We start from the raw sequence: 14,622 nt of genomic DNA on the forward strand, positions 1-14,622 counted from the left end.
CCCGACGTCCCACCTACGACGTCCCACGCCCGACGCCGCCTGCACGACGCACCACGAACGACGCACCCCAAGGAGCCCCGCATGACCCTCGCCCAGGAGTGGAACGACCCCGACGTGTTCGAGTGGGGCACGGAGCCGGCGCATGCCGCACTCACCCCCTTCGCCACGCTCGACGCCGCGCTGCGAGGCGACCGCGAGGGCACGCCGTTCGCGCACGGCCTCGACGGCGACTGGCGCTTCCACTGGGTGCCGGACCCCGCCGCCCGTCTGGACGGCTTCGCCGCCGAGGACTGGGACGACTCGGAGTGGCCGACCCTCCCCGTCCCGTCCAGCTGGCAGCTGCACGGCTACGACTTCCCCATCGGCACCAACCTCGTGCTGCCGTGGACGGGCGCGAACGGGCGGCACGAGCAGCCGGACCCGCGCGGCGACTACCCGAACGCCCCCACGCTCTACAACCCGGTCGGTCAGTACCGCACCGCCTTCGAGCTGCCCGACGGCTGGGCCGAGCGCCGCACGTTCCTCCAGTTCGACGGCGTGGAGTCGGCCTACTCCGTCTGGCTCAACGGGCACCGCCTCGGCTACCGCGAGGACAGCTACACGACCGGCGAGTTCGAGGTCACCGAGCACGTGCGGGCCGGGACGAACGTCCTCGCCGTCGAGGTGCACCGCTGGTGCACGGGCTCCTACCTCGAGAACCAGGACAACGTCCGGCTCTCCGGGATCTTCCGGAGTGTGCGGCTGCTCTCGCGAGGGACGGCGATGATCCGCGACCTCACGGTGCGCACTCCGCTGAACGACGCGTCCACCGCCGGGTCCGTCGAGTTCTCTGTCGAGATCGACGCGCGCACCGAGGCGTCCGCGACCGGTCTCGAGCTCCGCACGCGGCTGTTCGACGGCGCGGGGCCGGGCGCTCCGGCGATCGGCGAGCGGAGCGAGACGGTCACCGTCGACGCGGACGGACGCGCGCAGCACGGGGCGAGCATCCCCGTCTCGGCGCCTCGGCTCTGGTCCGCCGAGACCCCCGAGCTGTCCACCCTCGTCCTCGAGCTGATCGACGCGACCGGCGCCGTCCTCGAGCGCGTCGCAGTCCGCGTCGGCTTCCGCCGCGTCGAGATCGTCGACGGGGTGCTGCTCGTCAACGGCCGAGTGGTCTCCCTCCGCGGCGTCAACCGGCACGAGTGGCACCCCCGCACCGGCCGCACGCTGAGCCGCGCCGACATGATCGCGGACATCCGGCTGATGAAGCAGAGCAACATCACCGCCGTCCGCACCTCGCACTACCCGAACGACCCGCTCTGGTACGACCTCGCCGACGAGTACGGGCTGTACGTCTTCGACGAGGCGGACAACGAGACGCACATCAACCGCATCGACGACGACGGCCGGCCCTTCCTCCCCGGCGACCGCCCCGAGCTGCGCGCTCCTCTCCTTCAGCGGATGCGCAGCCTGGTCGAGCGGGACAAGAACCACCCCAGCGTGATCGCCTGGTCGATCGGCAACGAGTCGGGCGTGGGCTCGAATCTGCAGGCGATGTACGAGTGGACCAAGGACCACGACCCCACGCGTCCCGTGAGCTATCAGGATCCGGTCGGCTCCGGGACCTGGGTCGTCCCGTCCGGTCTCTCGGACTTCGACGGCGACTTCTACCCGCCGGTCGAGAAGCTCGTCGAGCGCTCGCAGCGCGACCCGCGGCCCTACGTGCTGATCGAGTACGCGTTCAGCCAGGGCAACACCTCCGGCTACCTCGAGGAGTACTGGGCGGCCGCCCGTGCGGACCCGCGCGCGCTGCAGGGCGGGTTCCTCTGGGACTGGGCCGACAAGGGCCTGTACTGGCCTCGTCCAGACCAGCCCGAGGAGGAGTTCCTCGCCTACGGCGGCGACTGGGGCGACGAGCCGAATCAGGAGAGCGCGCACATGAGCGGTCTCGTCCTCGCCGACCTCACGCCGACTCCGAAGCTCGAGGAGGCGAGGCTCGCCTACCAGCCGGTCACCGTCACCGCGGTCGATCTGCGCACGGGCTCGCTCCTGGTCTCGAACGAGCACCTCGTCACCGGGCTCGGCGGCTACGTCGTGCACTGGTCGGTCTCCGCGGACGGCGAGCCGATCGAGCAGGGTTTTCTGCCCGGCGCGGAGTGGGCGGTCGGTCCGCAGGAGGAGGCTCGCGTGACACTGCCGTACCGCCTCCCGGAGGCGCGGGGCGTCGCTGCCGAGTACCGCCTCGACGTGCGGCTGGTCCTCGCCGAGCGCACGAGCTGGGCGGAGGAGGGCCACCTCGTCGCCCGCGCGCAGTTCGACCTCCCGGTCGACGCCGCGTCGGCCCGGCCGGCCCCGCGGACGCTGCCGCCGGTCACCGCGACCGAGGAGGGACCGACGATCGTCGTGCGCGGGCCGGCCTTCTCCGCGACCGTCGACCGCGCGACCGGCCGTCTCACCTCGCTCCGCTACGGCGGTCGCGAGCGGCTGGCCGGCCCGCTGATGCCGAACTACTGGCGCACCCCGAACGACCCCGAGCTCTCGATCCCGGACATCCGGCTCACCCACCCCGAGCCGTCGCTGCCGTGGCGCGGGGTCGGCGAGCAGTGGGCGATCGACCGCGTCGACGTCGAGGAGTTGCCGGCTGCCGTGCGGATCACGGTCGACGGCTCGGTGACCACGGCGGTGCCGTTCCGCCCGGCCGACCGGGTGACGACCTCACCGCAGTCGATCGTCTACACGATCCACGGCACGGGTCAGGTCGACGTCCTCTCGACGTTCTCCCCCGTCGCCGGGACGCCGAACCCGCAGGTCGTCGGCACGACCTTCGCGCTCGCTCCGGAGCTCTCGACCCTGCACTGGTACGGCCGCGGCCCGCACGAGTCGACCGCCGATCGCCGCGCCTCGGCCTTCTTCGGCCGGTGGAGCGGCTCCGTCGCCGAGCAGCCGACCCGCTACAGCCGGCCGCAGGACAGCGCGAACAAGGCGGACACCCGCTGGGCCGCCGTCGTAGACGACGCCGGCGCCGGCGTGCTCGTCGTCGCGGAGGACAGCCTGTTCTTCAACGCCCAGCCGAACAGCCCGGACGAGCTCGCCGACCGCCGCCACTGGCACCAGGTCCCCGCGTCGACGCGCACGGTGGTCCGCGTCGACGCCGCCCAGGAGGGCCTCCAGGGCGGCAACTGGGACGTGCAGACGCGCCCGGCGAAGTACAGCAACACCGCCGACAAGGGCCCCTACCGCCTGCTCTACCGCCTCCTCCCCCTCCGCACCGGCGAGAACCCGTCGGCGATCGCCGCCGCCGCCGTGCAGAGCGAGTCGCCTGCGGCCGCACTGGTCGAGTAGCCGCCGATGCGCATCGGACCCACCCGCGATCACGCCGCACGTGTGCGCACGCCGACACGCCTCACGCCCCCCATGCTGATCGAGTAGCCCACGCAGTGGGCGTGTCGAGATCCACCGCTCTGCAGCAGGCGGGTCTCGATACGCGCTGCGCGCTACTCGACCAGCATGTTGCGCGCTGATCGACCAGCTTGTGCCGGCTCATACCGACGCGTCCTGGGCGCGATTCATGCTGATCGAGTAGCCCACGCAGTGGGCGTATCGAGATCCACCGTCTGCCCCGGCCGGGTCTCGGTATGCGCTGCGCGCTACTCGACCGGCATGGTCCCGCTCAGGACGCCGCCCACCGCATGCTGATCGAGTAGCCCGCGCAGCGGGCGTATCGGGATCCACCGTCGTCAGAACGGCACGGGTACGTCCTCGAAGCGGGGCCGCGGCGGCGGGTCAGGTGGCCGCCCGGGCAGCGGCGGTGGCCGGTTGCTGATCTGCCGCCCGGTCGGGCTCGTCCAGACGAGCGTGTCGTGGTCGTCGACCCGCTTGTAGCTCCACTGCTCTCCGTGCCGGACGTGGTGGTGGGAGGTGCAGAGGCTGACGAGGTTCTCGAGGGAGGTCTCGCCGCCGTTGCGCCATTCGATCGTGTGGTCGGCCTCGCTGGTCGCCGCAGTCCGGGTGCAGCCGGGGAACCGGCAGGTCTGGTCCCGCAGCTGCAGGTGCAGACGCATCCGTGCCGGAGGAAGGCGCTGAGTGCGGCCCACGGAGACGACCGAGCCGGTGTCCGGATCGGTGAGCACCCGGGTGAACGAGGCAGCCGTTCGGAGGAGCTCGCGCGCGACGTCGGCGGGGACGGGTCCGTAGCCGTCGAGGTCCGCGGGCGCGTCGTCGAGACCGACGGCGGTGGACGCCGCGAGGGTCAGCCGGACCTCGGCGCGGACCCCGGGGACGAAGGTCGGATCGGGCCGGTGCTCGGGATTCGGAGTCGTGCCGGCGACGTCGCCGTCGCAGAGCAGGTCGATCGCCGCGTCGGCGCTCAACTGCTGAAGAGTGCGGGGGTCACCCTCGTCGCGGAGGGTGCGGGCGATGCGGCGCAGCCGGTCGTACGCGCCGGAGACGGCGGGCGCAGGTGCGGAGAGGCAGAGCGTGGCCATGCCGTCGATGTCGGGCGTGACCCAGACGGCGCGGTCCTCGCTGGCGCGGACGTGGCGCTCAGCGAGGGGCTGCTCGTGCAGCTCCTCGCGCCAGCGGCTCAGGGCGCGGCGCAGCTGCGTCGTCGTCATCGTGAGGGCGAGGTCGGCGGCGCGCTCGTCCAGCGCGGAGCGGCGGGCCTCCGGGAGGCTGCTCGCGGTTCTGCAGATCGCCTCGCCTGCCTCCCACAGGAGCCGACCATCACGGAGCAGGGCGCGGGTCAGCGGCAGGTGCTCCATCAGCATCTGCGCGGTCTCGAGGCGGCGCGAGACGTCCCGCTCGGACACGCCGATCGTCACCGCGAGCTCGGCGCGGATCGAGCGCTCGACCAGGTCCCTGGTCTCGCTCCGCGAGGTGCCGCGAGCGAACGCCTCCGGAACGGTGAGCGCGACCCGGTAGCCGCGGTGCATCCGTTCCGCGGCCCGAAGGCGCGTCGGCGAGGCGGCGCGCTCGGCGGCCGCGGCGTCGTCGAAGCAGTCGCGCACCTCCGCGAGTGCTGCTGCATCCTCATCTTCTGACATACGCGTATTGAAGCAGGAACCACCGACACCCGAGTCGATCCCGGACCGATCGGTGGACAGCGCCGTTCGATCGGTATCTGGGGAGGAGATTCGCTCCCGAGTGTCACGGCGATGGTGGGTCTCGATACGCCGCCGGAGGCACTCGACCAGCATGTGCGGGTGAACTGTCCGCAGGATGACGCTCCTCCTGCGCAGGATCGCGACACCGCCGCCGCCGCCTCCGGCCGAGAGTGGAACCGACCCGTTCTCCCCCACGAAAGGACCACCATGTCGAGAGTCGTGATCGTCTCGGGCGCCTCCAGCGGCTTCGGAGCGATGACCGTCCGCGAGCTCGCCCTCGCCGGCCACCGCGTCTACGCCGGGATGCGCGCGATGGACGGCCGCAACGCCCCCGCCGCGGAGGACGCCCGTGCCTTCGCCGCCGAGCACGCCGTCGACCTGCGCCCGGTCGAGCTCGACGTCTCCGACCAGTCCTCCGTCGATGCCGCCATCGCGCGGATCATCGAGGAGAGCGGGCGGATCGACGTCGTCGTGCACAACGCCGGCCACATGGTCCTCGGGCCGACCGAGGCGTTCACCGTCGAGCAGCTCGCCGAGGTCTACGACGTCAACGTGCTCTCGACCCAGCGGCTCAACCACGCGGTGCTCCCCGTCTTCCGCGCGCAGGAGGAGGGCCTGCTCGTCTGGGTCGGCTCGTCCAGCTCGCGCGGCGGTACTCCCCCGTACCTCGGGCCGTACTTCGCGGCGAAGGCGGCGGAGGACGCGCTCGCCGTCGGCTACGCGGTCGAGGTCGCGCGCTTCGGCATCGACACGGTGATCGTCGTCCCCGGCTCGTACACCACGGGGACGAACCACTTCGCGCACGCCGGGCACGCCTCCCGCGCCGAGGTCGCGTCCGCCTATGAGGACCGCTACCCGGGCCTGATGGACGACGTCTCGGCCCGCCTCGCGGAGCTCTCGCCGAGTGACGCGGACCCGCGGGAGGTCGCCGTCGAGATTGCGCGGGTCGTCGACCTGCCCCGCGGCGAGCGCCCCTTCCGCGTCGTCATCGACCCGGCCGACGACGGCGCCGCCCGCGTCTTCGAGCTCGGCGACGCGGTGCGCCGCGAGTTCTACGAGCGGATCCGGATGCAGGACCTGCTGACCCCCACCGACACCGCCGCCACCACCGCCGCCACCACTCAGGGAGAGAACCGATGACCCCGCAGAACCTGCCCCGCACCGCTCTCGTCACCGGCGGCTCCGGCGGCATCGGCCGCGCCGTCGTCGAGCGGCTCGCCCGCGACGGCGTGTCGGTGGCCGTGCACTACTCCGGCAACCGCGACCGAGCGGAGCAGGTCGCCGCGGGCGCCCGCGAGCAGGGCGTCGAGGCCGTCGTCGTCGGCGGAGACGTCGCCGACGAGACCGCGATGGCCGCCGCCTTCACCGCGGCGGAGGAGGCGCTCGGCGGCCTCGACGTCGTGGTCAACACGGCCGGCGTCATGATCCTCGGCCCCGTGGCGACCTTCGATCTCGCCGACCTCGACCGGATGCACCGCACCAACATCCGCGGCCCGTTCGTGATCGCGCAGCTCGCTGCGGCCCGGCTGCGGTCGGGCGGCGCGCTGATCAACTTCTCCACCAGTGTCACCCGCACCTCCTTCCCCGGCTACGGCCCGTACGTCGCGTCGAAGGCGGCGGTGGAGGCGCTCACACTCGTCCTCGCCCGCGAGCTGCGGGGCAAGGACATCACGGTGAACGCCGTGGCCCCGGGCCCCACCGCCACTCCCCTCTTCCTCGACGGCAAGTCCGACGAGGAGGTCGCGCACCTCGCCGGCGCGGTGCCGCTCGAGCGCCTCGGGCAGCCCGCCGACATCGCCGAGACCGTCGCCTTCCTCGCCGGCCCCGGCCGCTGGGTCAACGGCCAGACCCTCTTCGTCAACGGCGGCCTCGCCTAGCCCCAGGGACACCGGGTCTCGATACGCCGCTGCGCGGCTACTCGACCAGCATGAGAGAGCCGCTCCCTGCGAAGGGTGGCCTTCACGCTCTCGCGATCATGGAGCGCCCGGTCGGTGCGCACCTCATGCTGATCGAGCAGCGCCGACGGCACGCGCTGCATGCTGATCGAGCAGCGCCCGCAGTGTGCGCTGCATGCTGATCGAGCAACGCCCGCAGTGTGCGCTGCATGCTGATCGAGTAGCGCCCGCAGGGCGCGTATCGAGATCCACCGCCACCGGACAGGTGTCCCGAGACCCGCCCCCGCGTCACTCCGCCCCCGCCCCGTCGTACCGCGCCCGCGCCGCCTGCACCGCCGGCAGCTGCCGGTCGGTCCAGCGCAGCAGCGCGTCGACCAGCTCGTTCAGGGTGTCGCCGATGGGCGAGATGCGGTACTCGACCGCGATCGGCCGGGACTCGAGCACCACGCGCGTGATCATCCCGTTGCGCTCGAGCCGGCGCAGCGTCGCGGTCAGCGACTTCTGCCCGACCGCGGGGACCGCCCGCCGCAGCTCGTTGAAGCGCAGCGGTCGCTCACAGAGCTGATCGAGCACCTGCAGCGACCACTTGTCGAGGAGCTCGTCGAGGAGCTCGCGGTGCGGAGCGTCGACCTGCAGCAGCTCGGTCACGGAGGGGTCGGCGCGGGTCGGGGCGGTGTCGTCCATGCCACCTAGTCTCGTTGAAGTGCCCTTCGTGCACCAGGTAGACAGAGGGAACCACCCACCGAGAGCAGGATCCCATGACCGTCACCACCTCCTCCCCCGAGGGCATGTTCCAGCCCGTCGACTACGACCACGTCTCCGTCGCCACCGGCAGTCGCCACGTGCACGTCGCCGGCCAGATCGCCCGCGACGGCGCGGGGAACCGCCTGGCCCCCGACGACCTCGCCGGTCAGGTCGCCCAGGTCCTCCGCAACACCGCGCGCGGTCTCGCCGGCGTCGGCGCCACCTTCGACGACGTCGTCCGGCTGCGCTTCTTCCTCACCCGCTCGACTCCGGAGATGTTCGCGGAGTGGGTCGCCGGCATCGAGCAGGTGCGCGAGGAGCTCGGCCTGCCGGACCCGCTGCCGCCGCTGTCCGCGATCGGCGTGGACTTCCTCTTCGAGCCCGACGTGCTGGTCGAGCTCGAGGCGTACGCCGTGCTCGACTGAGCGCCGGAGACCGAACCCCGGAGAAGAATCTCGGCGTCGGGTGTGACACCACGCCCTCCCGCGGACATGTCCCCGTTACCAGCCCGCGCACCGAGCGGCCTGACCCACCGGAAGCGACACCATGACCCGCCAGCACCGCCTCACCGTCTCCTTCGCCGCCCTCGCTCTCGCCGGCGGTCTCGCCCTGGCGACGACCGGCTGCACCAGCCCGAGCACCCCGCAGCCGGCGCCGGCCGCCGTGTCCGCGGTCTCCGTCGGCTCCGTCACCACCGACGGCACGACGATCCTCGCCATGACCACGCTCGACGACGACGTCTTCGTCCTCGGGCAGCTCGGCGACGAGATCCGCTCCGCCGCCTCCTTCGACGGCAGCGACACCGACCTGAACTGGGAGACCTTCGGCGCACCGGCCGCCGTCGACGCCGGCGCGTTCACCGTCGTGAACCCCGGCAACTTCCCTGACGCCGCTCCCGGAGGCATCGCGACCGTCACCGGGCAGGCCGGCTCCGACGTCACCGGCATCGACGTCGTCACCGGCGACGGCCCGACGGTCGCCGCGACCCTCCAGGACGGATACTGGATCGCGGCCTGGGAGGGCGGCGACTTCGACGGCGGGAACACCCCCGACCCGACCTTCGCCGCGCATCTCGCCGACGGCGGCACCACGACCGTCACGTTCGCCGACGCCACGAAGGGCTGATCCTGTCTCCCCAGCCCGCCCGCGGCTGCCGGCCCGCCCCCGGCGACCGGCCCGGACCCTGCAGCTCGGCGAGGCGATGATCTCCCACGCCCGCCTCGCCGAGCTGCACCGCGCCCACTACGGCGACCTCGTCCGCTACTTCGCGCGGCGGGGCGCCGTGGACGACGCCGACGAGCTCGCGGCCGAGGTCTTCGTGATCGCCTGGCGCAAGGTCCCGGCCGAGCTCGAGGATCCTCGCCCGTGGCTCTTCGGGGTCGCCCGCAAGGTGCTCGGCAACGCCCGCCGCAGCCACCAGCGCAAGCACTCCCTCGACGTCCCGCTCGACGGCGACGCCGACGGCTCCAGCGGCGGCCGGATCCCGCGCGTCGACTCCGCCACCGGCGAGATCGCCCTGCGCCTGGATCTGCAGCGCGCCTGGAACGAGCTCGCCCCAGCCGACCAGGAGATCCTCGCCCTCACCGCCTGGGAGGACCTCTCGGTCACCCAGGCGGCGGTGGCGCTGGGCCTCCGCCGCTCCAGCGCCGCGATGCGCCTCTCCCGCGCCCGCGGCCGGCTCCGGACGCTGCTCGCCGCGCCCGCCTCCCTCGCCTCTCCCTCCCGCGGTTCCCGACCGCACGAACAGGAGTCCTCGTGAACGACGATCTCCCCGAGCGCGCCCTCCCCGAGCGCGACCTGCTCCGCAGCATCGACCCCGCCGCCGGCCACCCCGTCGGCGAGGACGCCCGGCTGCACAACCTGCTCACCGTCCTCGACCGCATCGAGCCCGAGCGCAGACCCGCCCGGTCGCTCGGACTGCGCGGCCGCCTCGCGGTGGCGATCCCGGCCGGCCTGCTCCTGGCCGGCGCGGCCGTGCTCGTGCCGGTGCTCACGTCGGGGCCGCCCGTCTCGACACCCGCCCCTACCTCGAGCGTCGGCGCCCCGAACGCGCTGCTCGCCGGCTCCGTCACGCCCGGCGGAGTCACGATCCTCGCCCAGACCAGCGTCGGTACCGCGCAGTTCCTCCTCGGCCGGCTCGGCGACGACATCCGCTTCGGCGCGTCCTTCGACGGCAGCGACCCCGACGACAACTGGGAGACCTTCGGCAGCCCCGCGCCCGTCGCCGCCGACGCCGTCACGATCGCCAACCCGGGCAACTTCCCGGACGCGGCCCCCGGCGGCATCGCCACCATCACCGGCCAGGTCGGCGCGGGCGTCGCGGCGGTCGTCTTCCACACGTTCGACGGCGAGACCGTCTCGGCCGCGCTGAGCAACGGCTACTACATCGCCGCCTGGACCGGCCCGGACTTCTCCGGCCCGGAGATCCCGAACCCCGAGATCACCGTCCGCTACACCGACGGCACCTCCGCCGACGTCCCCTGGTCCGCCCTCGTGTCCGAGTGACCCCCGCCGACCGCTGAGGGAGAAGGACGCGGCTGCGCCGCGTCATGCTGGTCGAGTAGCCCCGGAGGGGCGTATCGAGACCCGCCGTCACCAGCAGGGCGGGTCTGCAGACTCAGGTTCTGACGGTGGTGGATCTCGATACGCCCGCCTCGCGGGCTACTCGATCACCATGAACATCCCACACCGACACGGTGATCTTTCCTAAGAGACCCACCCGCCCCAGCACTCCGACCCCCAGCACCGCGATCAGGGTCCTCCCCGATGCCTCCCGACCCCACGACCTCCGAGAATCGACTCATGCCTCCTGCCACCTCCCGTCCGAGCGTGCTCCGCGCCCTCCTCGTCGCCGTCGTCGGCGGTCTCCTCCTGGGCGGGCTCACGAGCGTCCTCCAGGGGGCGCTGCCCGGCCCGGTGAACTCCTTCGCCAACTCCTCCGGTGGCTGGTCGATGCTGGTGTTCGCCCTGGTGCGCCTCGGCGGCGCCCGCCCCGTGGCGGCGGCGGTGCTCGGCCTCCTCACGTTCTGGGCCCTGCTCGAGGGCTACGACCTCGCCACCGCCGCGCGCGGCTTCGGCTACTCCCCGCCCTTCAGCGACGTGTTCTGGCTGCTGGCCGTCCCCGCCGGCCCGATCCTCGGCGCCGCCGCCGCGCTCACGCGGCACGGCTCCACGCCGTGGCGCGTGCTCGCGGTCGCCCCGCTCTCCGGCGTCCTGATCGGCGAGGGCGTCTGGGCCCTGCAGAACGTCGCCGACACGACCAGCCCGGTCTACTGGTGGCTCGAGATCGTCCTCGGCGCGGTCTTCCTCGTCCTCGCCGTGGTCCGGAGGCGACCGCGCCTCCCCGTCGCCCTCGCGGCTCTCGCGGTCACGGCCGCCGCCGCCGTCGCCTTCGTCGTCGTCTACTCGGTCCTGTGAGCGCCCACCGCGGCGCCACCGCCCGAGCCGTCCTCGTCCTCGCGGGCGCTCTCGCGCTCTCCGCCTGCTCGGCGCCCAGCGCGCCGACCCCGTCCCCACCTCCGTCGACCTCTGGGTCCCCGTCGTCCGCCGCACCCACCGTGCCCGCCCCGATCGACGTCTCCGCCGACCTCGCCGCGCTCGAGGCCGAGTTCGACGCCCGCATCGGCGTCAGCGCGATCGACACCGACACCGGCCGCGAGGTCGCGCACCGGCGAGACGAGCGCTTCGGCTACGCGTCCAGCATCAAGGCCCTCGCCGCCGCCGAGTTCCTCCGCGCCGTCCCTGCCGCCGAGCGGGACGAGGTCGTCACCTGGACCGCTGCCGATGTCGAGGCCGCCGGCTACTCCCCCGTCACGAGCGAGAGCATCGCCACCGGGCTGCCGCTCGCCCGGCTCGCCGAGGCAGCCGTCCGGCAGAGCGACAACACGGCGCTCAACCTGGTGCTCGACCGCCTCGGCGGCCCGGCGGCGCTCGACCGCGCCCTGGAGGAGCTCGGCGACACGACCACCGACGTGGTCGACGACGAGCCGCGACTCAACACGATCACCGCGGGCGGCACCGCGAACACCACCACCCCGGCCGCCTTCACCGCCGATCTCACGGCGTTCACCCTGGGCGAGGTGCTGCCGCCGGAGGACCGCGCGCTGCTCCTGGACTGGATGAGCGGCAACGCCACCGGCGACGCGCTGATCCGCGCCGGAGCCCCCGAGGGATGGAGCGTCGCGGACAAGTCGGGCGGGGCCGGCGGCCTCCGCAACGACGTCGCCGTCGTCACACCGCCGGGTCGCGCTCCGATCGTGCTGTCCGTCCTCACCGCGCGCAACGATCCCGACACGGACGACGACGACGCCCTGGTCGCGCGCGCCGCCGCTATCGTTCTGGGGGCCCTGGAGTAGCGGTACGTCCCCGCCCGGGTGACACAGGGCGCACCGAGACGGCGGATGAACTCTTCTCTGCCGATCTGGCCCCCAGGGGAGTGGTACGTCCCGGACCCGCCTGTCCCTATCCTGACGAAGCTGGAAAGTCCCTGAAACCTTCCACAGGCTCGGCTACCGCTCCGGAGGATCGTCCGTCGGAGGTCCGCGAGCACGCGATCCACCACCCCTCGGGAGCAGTGGGAAGCGCCTACCCGACCATCCGTTGCACGACTGCTCCCTGGCTCTCGCGCGGCGGCGAGGTCATCGCGGCATCGCCGCACCCTCCTGCCCGGAACGCAGCGACGCGTCCTTCGGTGCCGCTCCCTTCCCGGGACGGCGCCGATCCGCCGCCCGCTTCGAGGCTCCCTCGTCGACGTGCTCCGGGCGACCCCTCCCCGCACAGCACGAGTCGATCGGACGACACCACATGGCCCGGACCACCCGCTCCAGAACGGCACCGCCCCGCATTCGTCCGGTGAAGGACGTGGTCCGGATCCTGGCCGTCGCCGCCGCCGTGGCGATCGCCGTGACCGGAGTGTCGATCCCGGGCGCCCAGGCCGCGTCGGCCGCCGAGAGCAGCGCCAGCCACGGTCCCGACGGCACGCACTACCCCTCCGACACCCCCGACATCCGCTCCGGGACCGCCGGCTACACCGTGGTCGACGCCGCGGCGTCCGGCCCCGCGATCCGGAAGGCGCTCGACGCGCTCAAGCCCGCGCAGATCGCGGCCGGAGCCGTCATCCGCGTCCTCCCCGGTCACATCAGCGACCTGTCCGCGCTGAGCGGCTACCGCAACGCCGGCAGCACGAAGGTGCTGATCACGGCGCGCGACGGCTTCCAGTCGGTCACGGGCGGCAACTGGGCACTGCGCTCGGTCACCGGCATCACGCTGATGCGCTTCGACATCGACTCCCTGGACGTCAAGGGCGCGACCCACGCGTCGTTCGCCTGGCTCCGGATCAAGAAGAACTGGCTCGGACTCGCCGCGTCGGCCGGCATCCCGGTCCGCGACGTCGAGCTCATCGAGGTCGTCGAGCCCGACTCGACGGTGAAGAGCGCGGACTCGGCGCAGATCAAGGCGTTCGCGCCGGACGTGATGGGCGACGTCCTGGTCGAGGGCAGCTACATGGCGCCGTCCTACTACGTCGACGCCGTCTACGGCGGCTCGAACCCGGCCCGTCCGCACACGGACACCCTCCAGATCGAGGGCAGCGGCGTCACCGGGCAGATCACCCTCCGCGACACCGTCGTCTTCACCTCGAACAACAGCGCGGTCATCCTCGGCGGCGTGCGGAACGTGGCGTTCGAGGACTCCTTCATCGTCGGCGGCCCGCTCGCGATGAAGCGCTACCCGTTCCTGCGCGGCGGTGCCGGCTACGCCGACGCGATCAACGGCGCGGGCAGCGTCAGCGCCATCCAGGGCACGGGCGGCGGCAACATCGACGCCTCCGACTCGATCCTCGCCGGCTCCCTCCAGCCCAGGTGGGACACCGTCACGGACACCGTCACGAACATCGCGGGCAAGACCGCGACCCGCGGCGCCTTCACCCTCGACACCACGCTGAGCTCGATGAGCGTCGACGAGCTCGACGAGCGGAGCCCCCGCCCGACCACGGCTCGCCTCGTCGACATCTGGGACGACGTCGAGACCTCGACGCCCGAGCCCACGCCGACCCCGACCGCCACTCCCACAGCGACGCCCACCGCGACTCCGACGCCGACCGCGACCCCGGAGCCGACCGCGACTCCCGAGCCGACCGCCACCCCGGAGCCCACCGCCACGCCCACTCCCACGCCGACCAAGACCCCTGACCTCCCGTCGCAGACGCCCGACGACGACGACGGAGGCAGCGGCCCCGTCGCCGACACCACCGCGCCGACGGTCGCGATCACCTCGCCGCAGGCCGGCGCCGTGATCAGCGGGACGACGACCGCGACGGTCTCCGCCACCGACGACACCGCCGTCACCGGCGTGGCGTTCTACATCGGCAACCTCAAGGTCGGTGACGGCACGAAGACCGGAGCGAGCACCTGGTCGCTGACCACCAGCACGGCGGGCATGCGCGGGACCTTCCCGCTCACCGCCCGCGCGACGGACGCAGCGGGCAACGTCGCCGCGAGCGCCCCCGTGACGGTCACCCTGCGCTAGCCCCCGCGCCAGAACGGGCCGGCCCCTCGAACATGAGGAGCCGGCCCTTCCGCGTCCCCGCCGCAGCCCAGCCCGCCTCACGCCGGACCGCCGCAGCGGCCTGCTTCATGCCGGACCGCCGCAGCGCGGCCCGCCCATGCCGATACGCCGCAGCGCGGCCCATCCATGCTGATCGAGTAGCCCGCGCAGCGGGCGCATCGAGATCCACCACCGCCCGAACAGGAGTCTGCCGACCCGCCCTGCTGTCGACGCCGGGTCTCGATACGCCCCTGCGGGACTACCCGACCAGCATGACTCCAGCCGTCGCTGGGAATCGATCCATGCTGATCGAGTAGCCCGCGCAGCGGGCGTATCGAGATCCACCACCGCCCGAACAG

The 14,622-nt window shown here is 72.8% G+C and carries 12 protein-coding genes; 10 read left to right on the top strand and 2 right to left on the bottom strand.

The window, feature by feature from the left end:
• Positions 1 to 81 precede the first annotated feature (81 nt).
• Positions 82 to 3,321: a glycoside hydrolase family 2 TIM barrel-domain containing protein gene (locus HQQ86_RS19515; protein WP_173290172.1), complete on the top strand. Its 3,240-nt coding sequence runs from the start codon at positions 82 to 84 to the stop codon at positions 3,319 to 3,321.
• Between the two features lie 395 nt (positions 3,322 to 3,716).
• Here HQQ86_RS19515 and HQQ86_RS19520 read toward each other — a convergent pair whose 3' ends face one another.
• On the bottom strand, positions 3,717 to 5,021 hold the full coding sequence (locus HQQ86_RS19520; protein ID WP_173290174.1) for an HNH endonuclease signature motif containing protein: 1,305 nt from the start codon (positions 5,019 to 5,021) through the stop codon (positions 3,717 to 3,719).
• Positions 5,022 to 5,288: 267 nt separating this feature from the next.
• On the opposite strand from HQQ86_RS19520, the gene HQQ86_RS19525 reads away from it, so the two are divergent.
• Positions 5,289 to 6,221, top strand: a complete 933-nt coding sequence (locus HQQ86_RS19525) for an SDR family NAD(P)-dependent oxidoreductase (protein ID WP_173290176.1) — start codon at positions 5,289 to 5,291, stop codon at positions 6,219 to 6,221.
• Complete coding sequence (locus HQQ86_RS19530; RefSeq protein ID WP_173290178.1) at positions 6,218 to 6,958, top strand: SDR family oxidoreductase; 741 nt, start codon at positions 6,218 to 6,220, stop codon at positions 6,956 to 6,958. Before HQQ86_RS19525 ends, HQQ86_RS19530 begins: the two co-directional genes overlap by 4 nt.
• Before the next feature lie 306 nt (positions 6,959 to 7,264).
• On the opposite strand, the gene HQQ86_RS19535 is transcribed toward HQQ86_RS19530, so the two are convergent.
• Positions 7,265 to 7,660 carry a helix-turn-helix domain-containing protein gene (locus HQQ86_RS19535; RefSeq protein ID WP_173290180.1) on the bottom strand — a complete coding sequence of 132 codons (396 nt, stop codon included), beginning with the start codon at positions 7,658 to 7,660 and terminating at the stop codon, positions 7,265 to 7,267.
• A gap of 74 nt (positions 7,661 to 7,734) precedes the next feature.
• Here HQQ86_RS19535 and HQQ86_RS19540 point away from each other — a divergent pair, with 74 nt between their 5' ends.
• The 7 genes from HQQ86_RS19540 (at position 7,735) to HQQ86_RS22210 (ending at position 14,245) form a co-directional block, all read left to right on the top strand.
• Complete coding sequence (locus tag HQQ86_RS19540; protein WP_173290182.1) at positions 7,735 to 8,145, top strand: Rid family hydrolase; 411 nt, start codon at positions 7,735 to 7,737, stop codon at positions 8,143 to 8,145.
• Positions 8,146 to 8,266: 121 nt separating this feature from the next.
• Positions 8,267 to 8,845: a hypothetical protein gene (locus HQQ86_RS19545; protein ID WP_173290184.1), complete on the top strand. Its 579-nt coding sequence runs from the start codon at positions 8,267 to 8,269 to the stop codon at positions 8,843 to 8,845.
• Between the two features lie 76 nt (positions 8,846 to 8,921).
• On the top strand, positions 8,922 to 9,479 hold the full coding sequence (locus tag HQQ86_RS19550; RefSeq protein ID WP_173290186.1) for an RNA polymerase sigma factor: 558 nt from the start codon (positions 8,922 to 8,924) through the stop codon (positions 9,477 to 9,479).
• Positions 9,476 to 10,225: a hypothetical protein gene (locus tag HQQ86_RS19555; protein ID WP_173290188.1), complete on the top strand. Its 750-nt coding sequence runs from the start codon at positions 9,476 to 9,478 to the stop codon at positions 10,223 to 10,225. The genes HQQ86_RS19550 and HQQ86_RS19555 overlap by 4 nt, the downstream gene beginning before the upstream one ends.
• Before the next feature lie 297 nt (positions 10,226 to 10,522).
• The gene (locus HQQ86_RS21540; RefSeq protein WP_173290190.1) at positions 10,523 to 11,137 is read left to right on the top strand and encodes a DUF6518 family protein; all 615 of its coding nucleotides are present in this window, start codon (positions 10,523 to 10,525) and stop codon (positions 11,135 to 11,137) included.
• Positions 11,134 to 12,075: a class A beta-lactamase gene (gene bla / locus HQQ86_RS19565; RefSeq protein ID WP_173290192.1), complete on the top strand. Its 942-nt coding sequence runs from the start codon at positions 11,134 to 11,136 to the stop codon at positions 12,073 to 12,075. Before HQQ86_RS21540 ends, bla begins: the two co-directional genes overlap by 4 nt.
• Positions 12,076 to 12,571: 496 nt before the next feature.
• Complete coding sequence (locus tag HQQ86_RS22210; RefSeq protein ID WP_173290194.1) at positions 12,572 to 14,245, top strand: Ig-like domain-containing protein; 1,674 nt, start codon at positions 12,572 to 12,574, stop codon at positions 14,243 to 14,245.
• Positions 14,246 to 14,622: the final 377 nt, after the last annotated feature.

The sequence above is a fragment of the Rathayibacter sp. VKM Ac-2857 genome (assembly GCF_013205025.1).
Taxonomy (GTDB): domain Bacteria; phylum Actinomycetota; class Actinomycetes; order Actinomycetales; family Microbacteriaceae; genus Rathayibacter.